Annotated in this window: 16 protein-coding genes and 1 riboswitch; of the genes, 11 read left to right on the top strand and 5 right to left on the bottom strand. The window is 67.5% G+C overall.

Features of this window, described 5'->3' with window-relative positions; all coding sequences use genetic code 11:
• Positions 1–235: 235 nt before the first annotated feature.
• Both EDF57_RS23750 and EDF57_RS23745 read right to left on the bottom strand, forming a co-directional pair.
• Entirely contained in the window at positions 236–934 is a 699-nt protein-coding gene (locus EDF57_RS23750) for a glutathione S-transferase (protein ID WP_134096148.1), read from the bottom strand.
• A 122-nt stretch (positions 935–1,056) separates the two neighbouring features.
• Positions 1,057–3,153, bottom strand: coding sequence for a transglycosylase domain-containing protein (locus EDF57_RS23745; protein WP_134096147.1), 2,097 nt, complete (start codon positions 3,151–3,153; stop codon positions 1,057–1,059).
• Positions 3,154–3,477: 324 nt separating this feature from the next.
• Between EDF57_RS23745 and EDF57_RS23740 the strand changes: the two genes are divergently transcribed.
• From EDF57_RS23740 to EDF57_RS23715, 6 genes are read left to right on the top strand one after another with little or no spacing between them, the layout of a single operon-like run.
• The gene (locus tag EDF57_RS23740; protein WP_134096146.1) at positions 3,478–4,965 is read left to right on the top strand and encodes an aspartate aminotransferase family protein; all 1,488 of its coding nucleotides are present in this window, start codon (positions 3,478–3,480) and stop codon (positions 4,963–4,965) included.
• 4 nt (positions 4,966–4,969) lie between these two features.
• The gene (locus EDF57_RS23735) at positions 4,970–6,562 is read left to right on the top strand and encodes a glycosyltransferase family 39 protein (RefSeq protein ID WP_166675376.1); all 1,593 of its coding nucleotides are present in this window, start codon (positions 4,970–4,972) and stop codon (positions 6,560–6,562) included.
• 40 nt (positions 6,563–6,602) lie between these two features.
• Positions 6,603–7,643, top strand: a complete 1,041-nt coding sequence (locus EDF57_RS23730) for a UbiA family prenyltransferase (RefSeq protein WP_207913092.1) — start codon at positions 6,603–6,605, stop codon at positions 7,641–7,643.
• 13 nt (positions 7,644–7,656) lie between these two features.
• Positions 7,657–8,352: an HAD family hydrolase gene (locus tag EDF57_RS23725; protein WP_165921520.1), complete on the top strand. Its 696-nt coding sequence runs from the start codon at positions 7,657–7,659 to the stop codon at positions 8,350–8,352.
• Positions 8,345–8,743 carry a hypothetical protein gene (locus tag EDF57_RS23720; RefSeq protein ID WP_134096143.1) on the top strand — a complete coding sequence of 133 codons (399 nt, stop codon included), beginning with the start codon at positions 8,345–8,347 and terminating at the stop codon, positions 8,741–8,743. The genes EDF57_RS23725 and EDF57_RS23720 overlap by 8 nt, the downstream gene beginning before the upstream one ends.
• Positions 8,740–10,206: a GMC family oxidoreductase gene (locus EDF57_RS23715; protein WP_134096142.1), complete on the top strand. Its 1,467-nt coding sequence runs from the start codon at positions 8,740–8,742 to the stop codon at positions 10,204–10,206. Before EDF57_RS23720 ends, EDF57_RS23715 begins: the two co-directional genes overlap by 4 nt.
• 164 nt (positions 10,207–10,370) lie before the next feature.
• Here EDF57_RS23715 and EDF57_RS23710 read toward each other — a convergent pair whose 3' ends face one another.
• From EDF57_RS23710 to EDF57_RS23700, 3 genes are read right to left on the bottom strand one after another with little or no spacing between them, the layout of a single operon-like run.
• Positions 10,371–11,408: a lysylphosphatidylglycerol synthase transmembrane domain-containing protein gene (locus tag EDF57_RS23710; protein ID WP_134096141.1), complete on the bottom strand. Its 1,038-nt coding sequence runs from the start codon at positions 11,406–11,408 to the stop codon at positions 10,371–10,373.
• A gap of 2 nt (positions 11,409–11,410) precedes the next feature.
• The gene (locus tag EDF57_RS23705; RefSeq protein WP_132269350.1) at positions 11,411–12,073 is read right to left on the bottom strand and encodes a response regulator transcription factor; all 663 of its coding nucleotides are present in this window, start codon (positions 12,071–12,073) and stop codon (positions 11,411–11,413) included.
• Entirely contained in the window at positions 12,070–13,725 is a 1,656-nt protein-coding gene (locus EDF57_RS23700; RefSeq protein ID WP_134096140.1) for a histidine kinase, read from the bottom strand. The genes EDF57_RS23705 and EDF57_RS23700 overlap by 4 nt, the downstream gene beginning before the upstream one ends.
• A gap of 178 nt (positions 13,726–13,903) precedes the next feature.
• A riboswitch (SAM-I-IV-variant riboswitch) is annotated at positions 13,904–14,015 on the top strand.
• 65 nt (positions 14,016–14,080) lie between these two features.
• Between EDF57_RS23700 and EDF57_RS23695 the strand changes: the two genes are divergently transcribed.
• From EDF57_RS23695 to EDF57_RS25870, 5 genes are all read left to right on the top strand, one after another.
• Complete coding sequence (locus EDF57_RS23695; RefSeq protein WP_134096139.1) at positions 14,081–15,208, top strand: low specificity L-threonine aldolase; 1,128 nt, start codon at positions 14,081–14,083, stop codon at positions 15,206–15,208.
• Between the two features lie 45 nt (positions 15,209–15,253).
• Positions 15,254–16,597 (top strand): hypothetical protein, encoded by a 1,344-nt coding sequence (locus EDF57_RS23690; protein ID WP_166675375.1) that lies wholly within the window; start codon positions 15,254–15,256, stop codon positions 16,595–16,597.
• Between the two features lie 170 nt (positions 16,598–16,767).
• A complete protein-coding gene (locus EDF57_RS23685; protein WP_134096137.1) occupies positions 16,768–19,317 on the top strand; it encodes a sulfite reductase flavoprotein subunit alpha in 2,550 nt (849 codons plus the stop codon).
• Positions 19,318–19,564: 247 nt separating this feature from the next.
• Positions 19,565–21,226, top strand: coding sequence for a YbaL family putative K(+) efflux transporter (gene ybaL / locus EDF57_RS23680; RefSeq protein WP_134096136.1), 1,662 nt, complete (start codon positions 19,565–19,567; stop codon positions 21,224–21,226).
• A 216-nt stretch (positions 21,227–21,442) separates the two neighbouring features.
• Positions 21,443–21,943: a hypothetical protein gene (locus EDF57_RS25870; protein WP_208324946.1), complete on the top strand. Its 501-nt coding sequence runs from the start codon at positions 21,443–21,445 to the stop codon at positions 21,941–21,943.

The raw sequence follows: 21,943 nt of genomic DNA, 5'->3' as shown, positions 1-21,943 counted from the left end.
CCGCGTCGCGCCCGGCCGGCGCGGGCGAGGGAACAATCTCGAACCTTTGCAGTTGATTAGATGCGGGGTCGTGCCCGGCAGCAACGAAAGGAGCAGCCAGCCATGACAAGAATAGCGCCCTGTATGGGAGAAGAACGGAGGCTAGACCTCCTGACCATCGCCAGCATCACGGTGGTGCTCTGGATCGCGATCATCGGCATGGCCATGGTCGTGCTGTGACTTTCGACCCGGCACCTCAGCATGCCACCTTGCGCAAGGATTCCTCGATCTCGCCGCCGCAATAGGCGTCGCCATATCGTTCCTTCGCGTCGCTCGCCAGACGCGCCAGCGCCAGCCTTTGCCCCATGCGGCCGACGAGAGCGGAAACCCGGGGTGCCGCGCGCTCCAGCAGCGATGCAATCTGGCCGAAGCGTTCGGTCATCGTCGACCAGAGCACGGCCGTGACCACATCGGCCAGGCCCGCCTCGTCGCCGCCGAGGAGATAACCCTCGCCGTCGCCAAGGCCGTGCGCGCGGCCGGTCGCTTCCCAGATGGCCATCCAGCGTTCCAGGCGCGGCAGGAACTCCTGCCATTCCTCCTCGTCCCACATCTCCCGTCCACCATCCATCGTGAGTTCGTCGATCACGTCATTGGCGTCGTTCACCACCTTGATCGATGCGGCCCGGCCTTCGGGCGTCGCGGGCAGGAGATCCAGCTTCTCGCCCAGATAGAGCGCGATGGCGGGCATCTGGGCGATGGCGAAGTCGTTCGCCCGGTCGATCAGGACCGGCGGCCCCATGAAAGGCACCGGCTGATCGCCGGGAGACTTGCCCATGAGATCGGCGATCTCATGGCTGTCGTGCTCGTTCCAGGTCTTGCCGGCGAAAGCCAGGATCCCGCGAAGGAACTGGCCACGAAACGGGACGGGCCAATAGTAAAGATCGAAATCGGACATCGCGCGCAGGCTCCTCGGGACAGGGTCCTGAGGGGAAAGCCTCGCGCCGCGGGACGTTCCCGGGCCAAATCCCCGCAGCCCCACCCGGCCTGCCTGACCGCACGGTGCGGGGACCGAATGCCTCAGGGCTGCGGCGAAGGTCTGGCTTGCGGCGGGGGAGGAGGCGGCGGCGACACGATCTGCTCGATCACCTTGCGCCCGTCGATCTGCAGCCCGTTCTGGTCCAGCTTCACGTCGACCGGCGCGCCGTTGATCTGGGTCGAAAGCACCGCCTTGCCCTGTTCGACGCGCAGATTGGCATCGCCCAGCGGAATATCGCCGAGATCGGGCACGTCGAGCGGCTGGACCGGACCTTCCGGATCGGGGCTCTCGGTCGCGCGCGGACGGGGCACTGCGCGCTCGCCCAGAGCCTGCTGCATGAAGTCGCGCCAGATGCGCGCGGGGATGGTACCGCCGGAAACCCCCTTGAGCGGCGTATTGTCGTCATTCCCCACCCAGACGCCGACCACGAGGTCCTTGGCATAGCCAACGAACAGCGCATCGCGGTTTTCCTGGCTGGTCCCGGTCTTGCCGTAGTTCGCCGCCTGGAGCCGCGCCCCGCGCCCGGTACCGCGATTGACGGCGCCGCGCAGCAGGGTCTCCATGTTCTCGTGGACATCGCTGGACAGGCTGCGGCGGCCGCTGATCAGCCCGTCGAACCAGCCTTCCTCCTTGGACTTGAACGCCGTGGGCACGACCGGGAAACGGTTGCCCGCGACACCCGCGTAAGCGGCGGTCAGTTCCATGAGGTTCATGCTGGAGGTACCCAGCGCCAGGCTGGGATCGCCATGGGGCAGCGGCGCGGTGACGCCCAGCTTGCGGGCCATGTCGATCACCGCCTTGTCGCCCACTTTCTGGAACAGGCGCACGGCGGCGACATTGCTGGAATGAGCGAAGGCATCGGCCAGCGTGATCGTCTTCGAATAGGCCCCGCCCGCGTTCTGGGGGCGGTAGTAGCCGATCTCGAACGGGGTGTTCTCGATGGTATCCTCGGGCTTCCACCCATCGTTCAGCGCCGCCAGGTAGACGAAGAGCTTGAAGGTGGAGCCCGGCTGCCTCTGTGCCTGGGTCACGCGGTTGAACGGCGACTTGGCGTAGTCCCTGCCGCCGACCATCGCCACCACTTCACCGTTCGGACGCATCGCCACGAGCGCGACTTGCGCCTTGCCGAGCGGCGCGCCTTCGATGGCGCGGCGCGCCGCGGCCTGAAGACGCGAATCGAGCGTGGTCTTGTAAGTCTGCGCGGCATAACTCGCCTCGTCGATCCCGCGCGCCTGCGGCAGCGCCCAGTCGGCGAAGTACGTGCCGGTCGGCAGATCGTTGCGCGAGCGCACGTCGAGCCGCGGCGGACGCGTGGCGCGGGCTTGCGCGGGCGTCATGTAGCCGGCATCGACCATGGCCAGAAGCACCACTTTCATGCGCTTTTCGGCCAGGTCGTAATTGTTGGTGGGCGCCAGGCGAGAGGGCGCCTTCATCAGACCGGCCAGCATGGCCGACTGCGCCGGCGTCAGGCTTTCCGGCTTGCGGTGGAAATAGTGGAGCGAGGCGGCGCGAAGCCCATAGGTGTTGTCACCGAAGTAGGCGTTCGAAAGGTAGCGTTCGAGGATCTCGTCCTTGGTGAGCCAGGCTTCCAGCCAGAACGCGATCAGCACTTCCCGCGCCTTGCGGGTGAGGCTGCGTTCGGAGGTGAGGAACGTGAACTTGGCCAACTGCTGAGTGATCGTGCTGCCGCCCTGGGTGCTTCCGCCGCTGACGTTGCTCCACAAGGCGCGGGCGATCCCGCGCGGGTCAATGCCCCAATGGCTGTAGAAGCGGCGGTCCTCGATGGCGATGAAGGCCTGGGTGACGTGGATCGGCAGCTTCTTCACTTCGACCGGCGCGTCGACGATGGCGCCGTTGCGGGCGATCGGCGTGCCGTCCGCGGCCAGCAGGGTGATCTGCGGCGGCGAGATCGGCTGCAGCGATTTCGACATGGGCGCGGTCACGGCCAGCCAGCCGATCGTCACGATGAAGAGCATGAGCAGCGCCGCCACCCCGCGCGAGAACCACCACCAGCGAGAGCGACGCCTTCGCGGCTTGCCTTCGGGCGGCGGAGGCGGGTTCGGGGAATGGGGGGAAAGGTCGCCCTGAGCGGGTCCGCCTTCCGGCAGACTGTCCAGGTTATCCAACGTCAAGGCCATGGTTTTCGGCTTCGCCTGCATTTCCCGTGTATCGGGCCCACCCCGGGCCGGATTCCGCCAATACGGGGTTCCGTGCCGCGTTGCGAGGCAATTGTTGTCGCAAAATCGACAAACCGCAGACCCGGCCCGATGACCATCGCGCCGGCCATGCTCTCGTTTACGCAGTCCCCGGGTCATCGGTCCTACCCAGCAGGGATAGGCCTTCGCTCTGCCGGGTTAGGGCGCGCGGCCCGGCCGGGCATTCGGTAGTATATGGTCCTGTAGATACATTCCGCCCTCACCCTCCGGTAGCGTCTTCCCATTCGCTTGAAGGAGGGAACGAGCGTGACGGCACTTGCAAAGATAGAAGCCCCGAGCCGCGAAGACCGGCAGAACCGCGGCCTGCTGACCCTGGACCAGAGCCTTGCGCTCGACAGCGAGTCCGCGATGGGCCTCTACGCCGCCCACCTCAACAAATACATGCTCCAGGTCTTCGACATCCTGGGCCTGGCGCAGATGGATATCGAAAGCGCACAAGGCGCCGAGATCACCTTGCGCGACGGGCGCAGGATCCTCGATTACTCGGGCGGTTTCGGCGTGCTGGGGCTGGGCCACAACCACCCCCGCATCATCGCCGCAGAGCGCCGCTGCCACGATCTCAAGGTGCTGGACTGCATCAAGATCGCCCCGCACAAGCTGCAGGGCGCGCTGGCCTACAACATCTCCCGCTTCCTGCCGGAACCGCTCGACGTCTCGTTCCTCGCCGTCTCCGGCACCGAGGCCAACGAAGCGGCGATGAAGATCTGCGAGCGCGTGCAAACGCCCAAGGGCAAGACCAAGTTCCTCTGCTTCAAGGGTGCCTTCCACGGCAAGACTCACGGCCCGCTTTCGCTCACCACGGCTACCGACGTGCAGAGCGGCTTCATCATGGGCGTGCCGAAGGAGAACGTGGTCTTCGCGACCTATGGCGACATCGCCTCGGTGCGCGAGGCGATCGCCCGCGAGAAGGCCGATATCGGTAAATCCGGCAGCGGCAACCGCATCATCGCCGGCATCATCGAGACGATCCGCGGCACGTCCTGCCACGTTCCCGATCCCGGCTTCCTCACCGAATTCGCGCAAGTCTGCCGCGAGAACGACATCCTGACGATCTTCGACGAAGTGAAGGTCGGCATGGGACGCACCGGCAAGTTCTGCGCCTTCCAGCACGAGGACGTGGTGCCCGACGTCGTCACGCTCGCCAAGACGCTGGGCGGCGGCAAGCGCGAGCTGGGCGCCATGGTCACTTCGCAGGCGCTGTTCGACAAGGCCTATGGCAACAAGAACGACTGCAACCTGCACAGCTCCAGCTTCAGCGGCATGGGCGAGACCTGCGCCGTCGGCATCGAGACGCTCAACGTGCTGGAGGACGAACGCCTGATCGAGCGCGCCGCCCGCATGGGTGAATATCTGCGCGCCGGGCTGGAGCGCCTGCGCGAGAAGTACCCGCGCAAGATCGTGTCGCTGCGCGGCAAGGGCTGCTTCCAGGCCATCGAGCTGAACTTCGGCCAGCAACTGGCTGAAAAGGCGCTCGATATTCGCAAGAACCCGCTTTTCGTCACCTACGAGACGGTCCTGATCGGGGCGATGGCCCGCGAACTCTACGAGCGCCACGGCATCCTGGTGCACTTCCAACCCGGCGCCCGCGACCTGCTGCATTTCATGCCGCCCTACATCGTTTCCGAAGCGCAGATCGATGCCCTGGTCGACGCCCTCGACGATGTGCTGGGCCGCGGCGTGGCCGATGCCACGGTGCGCTTCGTGGTCAAGAACATCAAGCGCGTGCTGGGCTGACGCCATGGCCACTCCCGCCGACAGGCTCACCCCCGCCCCGCGCAGCTTCACCGCTCCGCATGTCTCCGCCGCCGCTCCGGGTGGATGGATCGCCTGCGCCGCGATCCTGGTCTTCTCGCTGGTGCTGTTCCAGCTCAACGTCCATCACGGGATGGTCGTCACGCCGGACAGCACCCGCTACATGGGGATCAGCCCGATCCCCTACGACGCGCCGGTCTATCACTGGATGCTGGTGCTGCCCCATGCCCTGGGCATGCCGCTGCTGACGGCAGCCAGCGCCTGGGCGCTGGTCACCCTGGTGGCCAACGTGATCCTGATCTTCGCGCTGATCCGGCGCACGGCCGCAGACTGGCGCTATGCCGCCATCGGCACCGCGCTCATCGCATTGGCGCCGCAGTTCGTTTCGCTTCACGCTGCGGTGATCTCCGAGCCCCCCTTCATCACATTCGTCCTGCTGACCCTGTGGTTCACGCTGGACTATTTCGAACGCGGCGCCCGGCTTGATCTCCTGATCGCCTCGCTGATGCTGGGCATGGCCACGCTTACCCGCTTCACCGCCCCGCCGATCGGCGCCGCCGTGGTCCTGGTGATCCTGGCGAACCCGCGACTGCCCTTCGGACGCCGGATCGCCGACAGTGCCCTGTTCGCCATTCCCGGCGCGGCGCTGTTCTTCGTCTGGGTCGTCGCCAGCACGCTGACGGTCGGCCATTCGATCGGGCGCGAACTGCGCTTCTACGGCAACATGGGTCCGGCACAGTGGTGGGCGAACCTGGAGACGACCGCCGCCTGGCTCCTGCCCGACGCGGTGCCGCTGGCCCTTCGCGTGCTGCTGCTCGTCGCCGTGCTCGGCTTCGCCGGCTGGCAGTTCGCCCGCCAGCTCGCCGCCTGGCGCCGCGTTCGCCCCGATGCGACCCCGCGCGATGAGGGCTGCGACCCGCGCCTGGCGTTCTCGCTGATGCTCGGCCTGTCCTTCGTCGGCTACCTGGCTTTCGTCTGGCTCTCGACGGCGCTGGAAGCGAACCTGCAGTTCGTCGGCCGCTACGGTTTTCCGGCCTATGTCATGCTGGTCATGATGGTCACCGCGCAGGCCAGCGGCCTCGACCAGCGCCTCGGCGGCCTGCGGACGATCTGGCTGACCCTTGCCGCCCTCGCCGCGCTGGTCCTCGTCGGCCACACGGTCCGCACTTCGGCCCGCACGTATCAGGTGTTCCGCGAGGGCATCGGCTTCCTCAGCCTCGAATGGCGCGCCTCGCCGACCATCGCCGCCGTCGAAGGGCTCCCGGGCAATGCCTCGCTCTTTTCCAACGGCCCCGAAGTGGTCGCCCTGCTTACCCAGCGCAGCGCCCAGATCGTGCCGCAGGAGCGCCTGCTGCGCACCAACAGGCCCGACCCGGCCAACCCGCCCGAAGCCCAGCTTGCCCGGATCCGGGCCCAGGCGGACGCGGGCCTGCCGGTCTACGTGGTCTGCTTCGACCGGATCGACTGGCGCTTCTACCTCGCCAGCGAACAGCGCCTGAAGCGCGACCTCTCGCTCGAACCTGCCGGCGCCTTCGCCGACGGCCGCATCTACCGCGTCAAAGCCACCCTGCATCCGTGAATGCCCCAAGTTCACCCCTCCGTTCCAGGAGAATCCGGAAATGAACACATCTGAAATGAGGGGGCCTGAAATTGCGGGACCCACCACGAAGGGCGCCGCATCGCGCAACCGGAAGACCGCGCGCCTGCGCGACTACCTGAGCCTTGCCCGCTTCGATCACGCCACCAAGCACGTCTTCGTGATCCCGGGCCTGATCCTGGCCTATGCGCTGCGCGAACCTTCGCTGCTGGACGCCCCGGCGCGGATCGTGATCGGCTTCGTGGTGGCGATCGCCATCGCCTCGGCCAACTATATCATCAACGAGTGGCTGGACCGCGAATCCGATGCCCACCATCCCAGCAAGCACCACCGCACCGCGGTGTCGCTGCAGCTCTCCCCGGCGCTGGTCTACCTGCAATACACGGTCTTCGCGGCCTTCGGCCTGGCACTGGCGACCTCGCTGGGCAGCGCCTTCTTTACCGTGGCGGTCGTGTTCCTGGTCTCCGGCATCGTCTACAACGTGCGCCCGCTGCGCTCCAAGGACCGGCCGTTCCTGGACGTGGTGTCAGAATCGGTGAACAACCCCATCCGCCTGACCCTGGGCTGGCTGATGATGGACCCCTCCAGCATGCCGCCTGCCAGCCTCCTGCTGGCCTACTGGGCCGGCGGCGCGTTCCTGATGGGCTCCAAGCGCCTTTCCGAATATCGCGACATCACCGCCATGGTGGGGATCGAGACGCTGACCCGCTACCGCAAGTCCTTCGCCGGCTACACGGCGGAAAGCCTGGTGGTGAGCTGCCTGGTCTATGCCATGCTCTCCTCGTTCTTCCTGGGCGTGTTCCTCATCAAGTACCGCGTAGAATACATCCTGGCCTTCCCGTTCATCGCCGGGCTGTTCGGCTGCTACCTCTGGCTTTCGATGCTGCGCGACTCCATCGCCCAGCGGCCTGAGCGCATGTTCCGCTCGCGCCGCCTGATGACCACGCTGGGCATCACCGTGGGTGTGCTGCTGCTGCTCTCCTTCGTCGACCTGCCCAGCCTCACCGCGCTGTCCAACCGCAGCTTCACGCCGGTGGACATGCTGCCCGGCCACGGCAAGTAAGGGAGTGGAAACCGTGACCGACGTGGCCTGGAGCAAGGTGCGGCTCGTGGTGTTCGACCTCGACGGCACGCTCTACGACCAACCGCCGCTCCGCCGCGCGATGGCGCTGGAACTGGTCAAGCACAGCCTTCGCCGACGCAGCCTGCGCACGGTGGAGACGCTGCGGGCCTTCCGCCAGATCCGGGAGCTGCTGGGCGAGGTGCAGGGGGACGACTTCAACAACGAGCAGTTCCGCCTCACCGCGCGGCGTTGCGGCTGCTCGGAAGGCGAGGTCCGCGCGCTTGTCGAGGAGTGGATCGAGCGCCGCCCGCTGGCCTTGCTGCCGCGCTACAAGGCGCGCGGGATCGACGGCCTGTTCTCGGCCCTGAGGGCGACCGGGCGGCGGATCGCGGTCTGGTCGGACTATCCCGTGAACGACAAGCTCGCCGCGCTCGGCCTCAAGGCGGACCACGTCATCTGGTCCGGAGACCGCGGTATCGGCCGGCTCAAGCCCGATCCCACCGGCCTGCTGGCCCTGCTGGAAGAGGCCGAAGTCACGGCGGAGGAAACGCTGGTCATCGGCGACCGGCAGGACCGCGACGCCGCCGGTGCCGCCGCGATCGGCGTGCCCTCGCTGATCCGCAGCGCCCGTTCCAGCGGCGATGCCCTGTTCCGTCGCTTCGACGATCCCCCGTTCGCACCCATCCTTGCGGAGGCCCGCCATGTCTGACCGAACCCGGCGCCATACCGACGCGGTCGCGCGCTGCGTGACGGCCATCGTCGATGTCCTGATCGACGAATCCCGCCCGGACCTGCCCGCGCCGGAGCGCGGCCTGGTGGCGGACTATGTGCGCGCAACCCTGGCCAGCATGCCGGACTATTTCCGCATCGGCTTCCGCGCGCTGGCCCTGGCTTTCGACGTGGCGGCGCTGCCGGCCCACGGGCAGCGCTTCTCGCGCCTCGGCGCGGCGGAGCGACAGGCCCACCTCGCCGCCTGGCGCCGGTCCCGCATCGGCTTTCGCCGTTCGATGATCGCTTTCTACACGACTTTCGCCTGCTACGGCCTCTATTCGCTGCCCGCTACCGGGAACAGTGCGCAGGCGGCGAGGATCGCGGCATGAAGGGGGCTGCCAACGGCGCCAGACACGGCTCGGGCGAGATCGAGACCGAAATCCTCGTCATCGGATCCGGCCCCGGCGGCGCGGTGAGCGGAACGCTCTTCGCCGAAGCCGGACGCGACGTGACCATGGTGGAGGAAGGCGATCATCTCGCCCTCGAAGCAGCGCCCCACTTCTCGCGCGAGGAAATGCTCCTCAAGTACCGCAACGCCGGTGTCGGCGTGGCGCTGGGGCGGCACAAGCTGGCCTGGGTGGAGGGCCGCTGCGTGGGCGGCGGGAGCGAGGTCAATCGCGGCCTCTATCACCGCACCCCCGGCTATGTCTTCGACGACTGGCGGCGGCGCTTCGCGGTGCACAGTCTGGACCTGGCGGAAATGACGCCGCATTTCGCGGCCTGCGAGGCCGTCGCCCGGGTGGAATACGCCGGCAGTGCCGCCTCCGACATGTCGCGCCGCCTCCAGCAGGGCGCCCAGGCGCAAGGCTGGCTGGCGATCGAGGCGCCGCGCCTCTACCGCTACGACCATGATCATGGGCGCGGCGTAAAGCAATCGATGTCGGCCACATTCGTGCGCCGCTTCCTGGAGGCCGGCGGCGCGCTGCTTCCGGCAACCCGCATCGCCCGGCTCCGCCGCATGAACGGCCACTGGATCGCCGAGGGCACGCGCCGCGGCGAGGATGGCAGTCGGCGCGCGGTCACTTTCCGCGCAAAGACGGTGGTGGTTGCCTGCGGCGCGGTCCAGACGCCTGCCCTGCTGCGCCGCTCCGGGATCACGAAAAACGTCGGCGACAGCCTGCGCTTTCACCCCATGGTCAAAGTCGTCGCCGAATTCGACCGCGACGTGAACCATCCCGGAGACTTCGACCCGGTCCACCAGGTCAAGGAATTCGAGCCGCGCTTCGGCATGGGCTGCTCCATCAGCACGCCGGCCATGCTCGGCGTCGCGCTGTCGGGGCGGCCCAGTCACTGGGACCTGGTGGCGGAGCGCTGGCGGCGCATGGGCATATACTACGTCCAGTCCGGCGGCGGCGAGGCAAGCGTTCGCAACCTGCCCGGCTTCGAGGATCCCATCGTGCGGGTGCGCTTCTCGCAAGGCGATCTCTCGGTGCTGGGCGAAGGCCTGCGCCGGCTGTGCGAGGCGCTGTTCGCGGCGGGTGCGCAGCGGATCTATCCCTGTCTCGCAGGCTATCCGGATTTGCATTCCCCCGCGGATCTTGCCGGCCTGCCCGAACTGCTTCAGGCCAGCGACGGCAACGTCACGTCGGTCCATGTCTTCTCGTCCTGCCCGATGGGCGAGGATGACCGGCGCACCGCGGCCAATTCCTTCGGCAAGGTTCACGGCACCGACGGCCTCTACATCAACGACGCCTCGCTGCTCTGCGGGCCCACTTCGGTCAACCCGCAAGGCACGGTCATGGCCGTCGCCCATCGCAATGCCACCGAGGCCCTGACCCGCCGGTTCCACTGATCGGGTGCGGTGCGGGCCCGTCCGGCCCGCACCGACGCCTTTTTGCCGCGGCGCCAAAGGCCAGCCGCGCTCTATCCCTCCATCATCGGGAATCCGACAGGAAGCAGCGTCCTGCCCGCGGGCCTTCCGGTGTCCCGGCGCATGCCTCACGCTGCGGCGCAAGCCTAGCCGGCCTGGCCCGCCTTCATGACCAGCAGCGGAGACTCCCGCCGCATCGATACCAGCCAGCCCAGCGCGAACAGCGCGGTCGGCAGCCAGAGCAGCAGATGGGCCAGCAGGATCGTCGCCGTCGCCTGCTCGGCATCGACGCCGACGGCGCGGTAGGAGAGCATGCCGAAGAATTCGTAGGACCCGAAATGGCCGGGCAGCGCGGGCACCAGCGTGCCCAAGGTCGAGAATGCAAAGGCCACCAGCGGTTTCAATGCGCCGCCCACCTCGCCGCCCAGGCTCACCCAGGCACCGAGCATGACGAGGCTTTCCAGCAGCCACAGCGCGAAGGACAGCAGGACCATGCCCAGGATGCGGCGCGGATCGCCGGTGCCGCGCACGGCCCCCGCCACCGAGCGGGCGGTCTGGGCAATGCGGGCCACCAGAGACACGGGAAACGTGCGTTCGGCCCATCCGGCCACCGCCTCGATCGCGCCGGGCGACAGCAGAACGAGCAGGCTCGCCCCTACCGCCACTAACAGCACGAGGCGAAACTGCGCCACGATCTCGGCCGGCAAGGCCGTGTCGACCAGAAGCAGCGCCAGCCCGGCGACCATCAGGATCGAGACGAGATCGAGCACGCGCTCCACCACCATGGCGCCGAGCACATGGCCCATCGGCAGCGAGAAGCTGCGGTGGAACCAGTAGACGCGGAACACGTCGCCGAGGCGGAACGGCAGGATATCGCTGATCCCGAAGCTGGCGACGAAAGGCGCAACGCTCGGCCCGAACGGCACTTGCCGCCCGCCCGGATCGAGCAGGACGCGAAACCGCCAAGCGCGGAGCAGGAAATCGAGCCCATAGGCAAGCAGCGCCAGCACCAGCGGCGGCCAGCTCGCCCGCGCCAGCAAGGCGCCCACGGCCGCCATGTCCACCGAAGTCCAGAGCAGCCCCAGGAACACCGCGCCAACCAGGGCGCCGAGCCAGAAGCGCAGTTGTCCGCCGCCCTTCTTGCTGCCGGCGTCGCCCCCCGCTCCTGCCGCCGCCCGGTCCATGGTCAGCCGTTGTCGCTGATCTGGGACTGATACTTGACGAAAAGCGTGGCCAGGGTGGTGCGGCTGGAAATGTCGAGCTTGCGGTAGATGTTGTGCAGGTGGATGCTCACCGTGCCTTCGGTCGATCCCACCATCCCGGCGATGGCCTTGTTCGAGAAGCCCCGGCAGACCAGCGCGCTGATCTCCTTTTCGCGCGGCGTCAGGCTGGCGATCTCGCCGCCGATATCGACGCCGCCGCCGCGCTTGGCCTTGGCCACGAGGTCTTCGGGCAGCCACTTGCGGCCGGCCATGACCTCATGCAGGCAATCCAGCAGCGAATCCGAGGCATAGTCCTTCAGCAGCAAGCCCCAGACGCCAAGCCCGATGGCCTCGGCGATCTGCCTTCCGGTCATCGTGGCCGAGAGGAATATGACCCGCACAGGCCAGCCGTTTTCGCGAATGGCGCGCAGGATCGCCAGCCCGCCGACATCGGGCATCGACACGTCGAGCACGGCGACTTCGGGCCGCTTGTCGCGGATCACCGCCAAGGCGCGCGTACCGCTGCCCGTCGCTTCCACCAGTTCGACTTCGCGGGTCGCCTGGAGCAGGTCGGCCAGCCCGCGCAGCAGCAGCGGATGGTCGTCGGCAACCAGGACCCGGCAGGTCTTGAGGTTCACGACGCTCATGCCGCCTCGTCCAGCGGGATGACCATGGTGACGCGCAGCCCGTCGGCACTGTCATTGAGCGCGATCGAGCCGCCGAGCTGCATGGCGCGGCTGCGGAGCGAAACCGGGCCGATCCCGTTCGCCGCCGGTCCCAGCCCGCGCCCGTTGTCCACCACGCCGAGTTCGAGCGCGCTGCCAACGCGCCGCGCTTCCAGTGCGACGCGGGTGGCAGACCCGTGGCGCACGGCATTGGCCGTCGCCTCGGAGAACAGCGCGATCACTTCCTCCACCAGGTTGCGCGGCAAGTGGGTGGAGCGGCCGTGCCAGTCGAACGCGACGGTGACGCCCCATTTCTTCTCCAGCAGGTCCGCCTGGCGGCGCAAGTCCGCCACCATATCGGTGGGCTGGTCCGCATAGACGTCGCGCTGTTCCTCCACGAAGCGGCGAATGCGCCGCTGCTGCTCGGTGACGAGTTCCTCGATCGCCTTGAGGTCCTGCGCCACCTCGGGTTCGCGGGCGGCCAGGCTGCGCAGTTTCAGACTGGTCGCCGTGAGATCCTGGAGCACGCTGTCGTGCAGGTCCTGCCCCAAGCGGCTGCGTTCCTCGGCACGGGCACTGTCGGCGCGCCGTGCCACAAGCTCGACATGCTCCAGCTCGGAACCGGTGCGCGCGGCGATGATCTCGGTCAGGGCCAGGGCATCTTCGGGGCGGCCGTCCGGGTCCACCACGATCATCGCGCCGCGAAAGCGCAGACCCGAGAAGCCGGAGCGCACGGCGTAGTCGTGCGGCAGGGGGCGCGGCAATCCCAGCGCATCGAGCGCCAGCGTCAATCCGGACATTTCTGCGGGGCTGACGAGGCTGGCGCGGGTGCGGTCCATGAAGTCCAGCCGCGCCTCCGCGAAAACGCTGCGGAACGTCGCCGGGTCGAGCGGCAGCAGGCGCAGGCCTTCCTTGCGCCAGTGGGCGATGAACCCGGTCGGCTCGTCCTGCTCGCGCCAGATGAGGATCAGGCTTTCGCAGCCGGTGATCGCGCCGGAATGGCCGCAGAGTTCCGCCAGCCAACCGCGCCGGTCGCCGACGCCCGCATCCATCGGCCAGCCGGCCAGGCGCGCCAGCCGTTCGCGGCTGCTCTCGCGGTAGGCGCCGAAATAGCCGAGCATCACCGCGCAGACCAGGAAGTAGACGGTGCGGATGATCAGCACGTTCAGTTCCGATTCCCCGTCGAGGATGTCGGGAATGCCGATCGTGAACAGCACCACTTCCAGCATGACCGCGCCGATCATGGCGCCCATGAAGCCCCAGCGCACGGTCATCGCCAGCAAAGTGAAGGGCAGGAACGAGAAGAAGGGGCTGGTCAGTTCGTTGGTCAGGAACGCCAGCCAGCCGAGAATGGCGGTGTCGAGCACATGGACGAGGAAATGGACCGGACTGTCGACCGGCCGCCGGATCGGCACGGCCACCAGCACGATCGCCATGACGAGGTAGATCGCCAGCACGTCCTGCACTTCCGCGCGGTAGCGGCTGGGCTGGGTGGGGTCGAGATAGATGGCGATGACGGCGAAGATCGCCGTAATCAGCCGTCCATAGCTGATCAGCCGATTGGGATCGGTGATCAGCAAGGCATTGCGTGCCCGGCTGACGCCGGATGCCGTCGCGTCGAAAGTCCGCCCCATGTGTTCTTCGGTTCCTCGCGCCCGCGCGGCATAACGGCCGGAAGCGTAGGAAAAAGCTACGAAGCTGCCGCAATTTCGTCGAGTCAGACTTACTGCTGATCGGCCTGCGAAAAGGGATAAGTGTGCGGTCGAATCCGCAGAACCGGTTGACGAATTCGGGCGCCGGGCCTAGTCAGCGCCCCAGCATCAAGAGTCGGGATCGCGCCCGGCACCAACCTGCTCCCGAGCAAGGTGGTACCTTCGCAGACATGCGAAGGGATGTGGCCGGACCGGCAACAAACGGGTTTTCCAGCTGCATCGCCGTCGTTCCTTCCCGGCTCGCCCGAAGTCCATCGCGCGCCAGAAGGAAGACCGCATGTCCGAACAGTTCCCCTCAGGACCCACGCAGCAGTTCGCCAGCGACAACTATGCCGGCATCTGCCCGGAAGCCTGGAACGCCATGGAGCAGGCCAACCGCGGCTCCGCGACCGCTTATGGCGAGGACGAATGGACCCGCCGCGCCGCCGACGCCTTCCGCGACCTTTTCGCCACTGACTGCGACGTCTATTTCGCCTTCAACGGCACGGCCGCCAATTCGCTGGCGCTGGCCGCGCTGTGCCAGTCCTACCACTCGGTGATCTGCTCGTCCTCGGCCCACGTCGAGACGGACGAGTGCGGCGCGCCGGAGTTCTTCTCCAACGGCTCCAAGCTGCTCGTCGCCCAAAGCGCTGACGGCAAGCTGACCCCCGCCGCCATCCGCGGCCTAGCGACCGGCCGCTCGGACATCCACTTCCCCAAGCCCCGCGTCGTCACGATCACCCAGCCCACCGAAACCGGGCAGGTCTATACCGTTGCCGAGATCGAGGCGATTTCCGCCACCTGCCGCGAACTCGGGCTGAAGCTACACATGGACGGCGCCCGTTTCGCCCATGCCTGCGCCGCCCTGGACTGCGCGCCGGCGCAGATCACCTGGCAGGCCGGCGTGGACGTGCTCTGCTTCGGCGGCACCAAGAACGGCATGGCGGCGGGCGAGGCGGTGATCTTCTTCGACCACGCCCTGTCCGAAGACTTCGCCTATCGCTGCAAGCAGGCCGGCCAGCTCGCCTCGAAGATGCGCTACCTTTCGGCGCCGTGGATCGGCGTGCTGGAAACCGGCGCCTGGCTGGGCAATGCCCGCCACGCCAATGCCTGCGCCCGCCGGCTGGCCGGCGCCGTCACCGGGATCGAAGGACTGGACCTCATCTTCCCGGTGGAGGCCAATGCCGTGTTCCTGGCCGCGCCCGAGCCGGTGCTGGACGGGCTGCGCGCCCGGGGATGGCGTTTCTACACGTTCATCGGCGGCGGTGCGCGGTTCATGTTCGCCTGGGATGCCGACCCCGCCCAAGTCGACCGTCTCGCCGCCGACGTGATCGCGCTGGCGCGGGAAAATAACCTCGTGCCGCAAGATTCGGGGACCGCGAATTTTCAGAGAAGCTCTGAGGAATTGGCAGTAAACACCGCATAACTTGCATGTTACGATCGCCCTTCGTGACGAGACGGGGGGCGATCCTTGGCAGAAGTGCGCAAAACGGCAGTCATTCTCGTCCACGGCATCGGCGAGCAGCGGCCGATGGACACGCTCTGGAGCTTCATCGACGCGGCATGGTCGAAAGACCGCTCGCTCGTCGCGGGCTATGACAATACCGTCTACTCCAAGCCCGACGTCACTTCGGACAATTTCGAGCTGCGCCGGGTAACAACGCGTTACTTCGACCCGCCGGATCCCCGCCGCGTCGACTTTTTCGAGTATTACTGGGCGCACATGATGATCGGCAACACGGTGGCCGGGATCGGCCGCTGGATCGCCTCCCTGTTCTTCCGCAGCCCGCAGAGCATTCCGCGCGCCTACCTGCCCTACTGGATCGCGGGTTGGCTGGTGGGCCTGGCGATCACCATCGCCATCGTCGCCTGGCAGCTCCTGTCCGGCGACGAAGCGGATCACCGCCTCTGGTGGACGCTGCTGCCCGGCCTGATCGGCCCCGCGCTCACAAGCGTGATCGTGGGCATGCTGGTGCCCTATGTCGGCGACGCGGCACGCTACTTGCGCGCGGAGCCGGACAATGTCGAAGCCCGTCAGCGGATCCGGGCCGGCGGCGTCGAGCTGCTGCGCAAGCTGACCGAAAGCGGCGAGTACGACCGGATCGTGCTGGTCGGCCACAGCCTCGGCTCAGTGATCGCCTATGACATCCTGACCCAGGCCTGGGCGCAGCTCGATCCGCTTCGCCTCCAGGCGCTCCATGCCGCCGGCTCGCCCCTGTTGGAAAGACTGACCGCGCTGGAGAAGGCCGGGGCGGTACTCGAGGCGGCCCGGCGCGGCGGCGATTCTGCCCTGGAGGAAACCGCCCTGCCCGCCTGGCGCAATGCCCAGCGCGCCTATCGCCGCGCCCTGGCCGGTGTGCCGGAAGCCCCCTGGCTGGTGAGCGACCTGGTGACGCTCGGCTCGCCGCTGGGCAAGGCGGACCTGCTGCTGGCCGATGATGCCGCCGCCTTCGAGCGCCGAAAGAACCGGCGCGAATTTCCCGTCGACCCGCCGCTCTTCGAATATTGGAGCGAGCGGAACCGGCAGTTCTCCTACCCCGAAGGCAAAGGCGCGCGTATCCCCCATCACGCAGCGCCTTTTGCGCCGACCGTCTGGACAAACCACTGGTTTCCCACCTCGCTGCTGGTTCTGGGAGATCCCATCTCCGGCCCGGTGGCGCGCCATTTCGGCGCCGGCGTCAAGGACGTGAAGCTGCCGGGCAAGCGCCTGCGCTTCCAGCACCTGGACTACTGGACGCGAACGCCCAAGGACGAGACCACCCCGGCCGTCGAGGCCCTGCGACAGGCCCTCAACCTCCGCGACCTGGACGAATAGCGCTCCCCCCGTCGATCCCGCAAACGTGTGAAATCCCCATTGCTATTGCGATTGTATCTCATTAGCGGAGAAAATGGAGGGGAAGCTGGCGAAAGTTCGGGATGCTTATCGGCACCTGCTTTCCAGGGTAACGGTGAGTGGCGCCACCAGATTTTCGGAAAGCGATCAGGGTGACGCGGCAAGTTTTGTTCCAAATTCACTGGTTCCTCGGAATCACGGCCGGCTTCGTGCTGGCGGTCATGGGTTTGACCGGCGCCACGCTGAGTTTCGAAAACGAGATCATGCGCGCCCTCAGCCCGGGCATCGTCACGCTCTCCCACGCGACCGGCCCCGCCCTCTCGCCCGACGAAGTGATCGCCCGCGCCGCCGCCCAGCGCCCCGGCCAGGCCGTGGAGCGTTTGAACGTGGAGAGCGATCCCGCCGCGGCCTGGACCGTCCAGTTCGCGGCCCGGGAAGGTGAGCGCCGCGGCGAGCGCAGCTTTGTCGACCCGCATAGCGGCATGCTGCTGGGCCAGGCGACCAGCGCGGGCTTTTTCCGCACGATCGAGAACCTGCACCGCTGGCTGGCCCTGCCCGGCGGCCCCAATGGCATCGGCCGCCAGATCACAGCCTTTTCGGCGATCTCGCTGGTGTTCTTCGCCATTTCCGGTCTCTATTTGCGCTGGCCGCGTCGCACGTTCGACTGGCGGGCCTGGCTCGTGCTCGATCTCAGGAAGAGCGGCCGCAATCTCTATCGCGCGCTCCATGCCGTCATCGGCGGCTGGGTGGCCCTGGTCTATCTGCTCAGCGCCATGACCGGCCTCTGGTGGTCCTACGACTGGTACCGCCAGGGCGTGCTCTACACCCTCACCGGCAAGACCAGCCGCGAGGAAGGCGGACACGGCGGCGTAAAACCCGACCATGCCGAGGACCCCGCAGCCCCGCCGCGCCTCCTGCGCGCCTGGCCCACCGTGATGACCGCCATGGACGGCCGCTACAGCTCCATTTCCGTCACGCTGCCAGAAGGGCACGAACCCGCGACGTTCCGGGTCCTGCTGGCCGATGCCCGCCACGACCGCATGACCGACGATCTCAAGGTGGACCTTGCGACGGGCAAGCTCGTCAAGGCGGACCGCTATGCCGACCGCAATCTCGGCAAGGTCATCACCACCAGCATGTACGAGCTGCACCGCGGCGCCTTCTTCGGCATCGGCGGACGCATCCTGCTCCTGCTGACCAGCCTGACGATGCCCCTGTTCACCGTCACCGGCCTGCTGCTCTATCTCGCACGTCGCAAGCGCAAGCGCGCCCTGGCGGAAGTGGCCGAAGCGGCGGCGAGCCAGCCCGCAGGCAACCCCGGCGCCGCGGGCGGGATCGGCGACATGCTGATCGCCTTCGCCAGCCAGACCGGCGGCGCCGAGCGTCTCGCCCGGCAGACCGCCTCCGCGCTGGGCGGCGCGCGCGTGCTGCCGCTTTCGGCCGTGGACGAAAGCGTGCTCTCCGAAGTCGACCGCGCGCTCTTCGTGGTCAGCACGTATGGTGAAGGCGAACCGCCGGACCCTGCGCGCCGCTTCGCGCGCCAGACCATGGCGACGCCTCCCGGCGCCGATCATCTCGAATATGCCGTGCTGGCGCTGGGTGACCGCGAATATCCCGAGTTCTGCGCCTTTGGCCATTCGGTAGACCGCTGGCTCCATGCCGGCGGCGCCCGCCGCCTGTTCGACATGATCGAGGTCGACGGTGACGACACCGACGCCCAGCGCCAGTGGCAGCAGCAGCTCGCCGCGCTCGGCGCCGAGCCGGACATGCCGGACTGGGAACCTGCCGCCTATTCCCGCTGGCGGCTGGCCTACCGGCGCCGGCTCAACGCCGGAAGTGCCGGCGGCCCCGCCTTCCTCGTCAGTCTGGAGCCCTGCGACGGCAGCGCTGCCTGGCAGGCCGGCGACATTGCCGAAGTGCTGCCCGGCGCCAACGATCCCGCCCGCGTCGCGGCCTATCTGGCCCACTGCGGCCTGGCCGGGTCGGAGATGGCGAGAGGCCAGCCGCTGGCCCACCACCTCGCCCTAGCGCTGATTCCCGACCATCCCGTCGCCACTGCAGAGGAACTTCTGGCCGCGCTGCGCCCGCTGCCTCACCGCGAATATTCGATTGCATCGATCCCGGCGGACGGCCGCCTCGACCTGCTGATCCGGCAAGTCGAACGAACCGACGGCACCCTGGGGCTGGGTTCTGGCTGGCTGACGCATTTCGCCCCGCCCGGCAGCGAAATCGCCCTGCGACTGCGCGGCAATGAAGGCTTCCACGCGCCCGTGGCCGGCCCTGCCGGACCGCGGCGGATGATCCTGATCGGCAACGGCACGGGCCTTGCCGGGCTGCGCGGCCATTTGCGCGCTTCCGAAGCGGCTGGGCGCGGCGGTCACTGGCTGCTGTTCGGTGAGCGCAATCGCGATCACGACGCCCTGCTGCCTGACGAGATCGAGCACTGGCTGGCACGCGGCACCCTCACCCGGCTCGACCGCGCCTGGTCACGCGATGCCGATTGCGGGCGTTACGTCCAGCACCTTTGCGCCGAGGCCGAAGCCGACTTGCGCGACTGGGTGGAAAACGGCGCGGCGATCATGGTCTGCGGCAGCCTTCAGGGCATGGCCCCCGCCGTCGACGCCGCATTGCGCGCGGCGCTTGGCGACGAGCGCCTGGAAGGGATGGCCGAAGCCGGGCTCTACCGCCGCGACATCTATTGAGGCCCCGGCCCGGAGAAACATTCCGAAACGCGTCGGACACCAACAGGAAGCCGGTTCCTGAGCAATATGCGGTTCGTCAACGCAAGCGGAAAGGAACCGGCGATGGTCCGTAGGCGTAACATGGCTCCGGGGTGGCTGCTGCCGCTCCTGCTGGTCGGATCGATGGTCGCGGCCGCAATCGCCGTCGCTTTCGTCTCGACCGTGGAGTGAAGGATTCGCCGGTGGTGAAACACGCCAGGAGTCCCGATTGCCCCATAGTACGCCTCTCGTCGCAACGGTCGTCGCCGGTCTGGTCGCCGCCTTCGCGATGGGCGCTCTTGCCCACCGGCTGAGGATATCGCCGGTCGCCGGCTATCTCTTCGCCGGAGTGCTGGTCGGCCCCTTCACGCCGGGCGTCGTGGCGGACAGCGCGCTGGCGAACGAACTGGCGGAGTTGGGCGTGATCCTGCTGATGTTCGGCGTCGGCCTGCACTTTTCCGTCCGCGACCTGCTCTCGGTCCGCAAGATTGCCGTGCCCGGTGCCGTGCTCCAGATCGCCTTCGCCACCGCGCTGGGAGCGGGGCTGGCGACCTGGCTCGGTTGGAACCTTGCCGGCGGCCTGGTGTTCGGCCTTGCGCTGTCGGTGGCCAGTACCGTGGTGCTGCTGAGAGCGATGCAGGTCGGCAAGCTGATGGACACCGAACGCGGCCGCATCGCCGTCGGGTGGCTGATCGTCGAGGATCTGGCCATGGTCCTCGTTCTCGTGCTGTTGCCCGCGCTCGCCGGCCTGGCCAACGGACGCGCGCAATCGGGCATGGAACTGGCGTGGATGATTGGCCTGACCCTGGCGAAAGTCGGCGGCTTCATCGCGCTCATGCTGATCGTCGGCAAGCGGGTGATCCCGGCCGCGCTGCACTGGGCCGCCCATACCGGCTCGCGTGAGCTGTTCCGCCTCGCGGTCCTGGCGATCGCACTGGGCGTCGCGTTCGGAGCGGCCTACGTCTTCGACGTCTCCTTCGCGCTGGGCGCCTTCTTCGCCGGCATGGTCATGGGCGAGAAGCAGCTCAGCCGCCGCGCCGCCGAAGAGACCCTGCCGCTGCGCGACGCTTTCGCCGTACTGTTCTTCGTCTCGGTCGGCATGTTGTTTGACCCGGCGGTGGTGGTGGAGCATGGCGGCGCGGTTCTGGCCACGGTGCTGATCGTCATCCTCGGCAAATCCCTGGCCGCCATCGCCATCGTGCGGTTCTTCGGTCACTCGCTGCATACCGCGCTGACGGTCGCCGCCGGTCTTGCCCAGATCGGCGAGTTCTCCTTCATGCTGGCCGCGCTGGGCGTCAAACTTGGCGTCCTGCCCGAAGAGGGGCGCGACCTCATCCTGGCCGGTGCGATCTTCTCGATCTTCGCCAATCCCCTGCTCTTCCGCTGGCTGGCCGGGCGGCACAGCATCGTCAAGTCCGTAGCCGCGTCGGAGAGTGCAAGACGCGCGCCGTCCGCAGCCGGAGAGCGCGTGGTGCTGGTCGGCTACGGCCGGGTCGGACGGCTGGTGGCGGACGGCATCTCCGGCGAGGCCCGCCAGATGGTCATCGTGGAAGAACGCGCCGACCTGGCCCGTTCGGCGCGGGAGATCGGCCATGAAGTGGTGGAGGGAAATGCCTCCAGCATGGATGTTCTCGAAGAAGCGGGCATCGGCGAAGCCACGCGGTTGATGATCGCCATACCGGAAGGTTTCGAAGCCGGCGTGATCGCCCAGCATGCCCGTCAGCGAAATCCCGACATCCAGATCCTCGCACGGGCGCATTCCGACGAGGAGGTCGATCACCTCGAAAAGATCGGCGCGGACCATGTCGTGATGGGTGAACGCGAGATCGCTCGCCGCCTGCTGGAGCTTCTGCAATCGTCGCGGCGCCAGGGCAGCGGCGAGCCCGCCTGAATGCGGCCCCGGTTCCTCCATTTGGCTGATCGCCGGGCGGGAATGGTGAATTTCTCCTAAGCTATCCGAAGCGGCCCTGCAAAAGCGTGTTAGCTGCCGGCGCCATACGGCGTAGCGCTTCGAAAATCTGGTGAGGGCGGGCCATCCTCAAGAGCGGCTTAACAGCCCGCGACGTTCCTGTACTTTCATGACTGGGGCGGAATGCGGAGATAAGTCATGGAAAAGCCCAAAATCTTCAATGGACCGGAAGGGGAGAGCGATCGCCGCTCGTTTCTGACCGCCTGCGGTAAATATTCGCTGCTGGTGCCGCCAACCATGACCATGCTCCTGTCCACGACACTAACTTCGCCCGCCATCGCCAAGTCCGGCGGACATGCCGGCGGCGGAAACGGCGGCGGAGGAGCCGGCGGTGGCGGCGGGGGAGGGGGCGGTGGCGGAGGTGGTGGCGGCGGAGCCGGTGGAGGCGGCGGTGCGGGCGGTCCCGTCGCCCGTGTGGACGACATCTGCAACACAGGCGAATCCTCGACCGAGACACTCGGAGACCGCACCCAGCTTGCCGCCAATCAGGATCTGGAGGTCCGCGCGCGGACTTGGAAAGCCACATGCTGCAGCGATCCGGAACCGAAGGCGCGCAGCCGTCCTTTCCTTGCCCGGGTGCAAGCCAAGTTCGGCAAGGCGCCGGGCCGGGTCCCCAATTCGTCCTGCCAGCGCGTCTGA

It is taken from the genome of Novosphingobium sp. PhB55, from assembly GCF_004368805.1.
Taxonomy (GTDB): Bacteria; Pseudomonadota; Alphaproteobacteria; order Sphingomonadales; family Sphingomonadaceae; genus Novosphingobium.
This window is presented reverse-complemented; position numbering and strand designations above follow the sequence as displayed.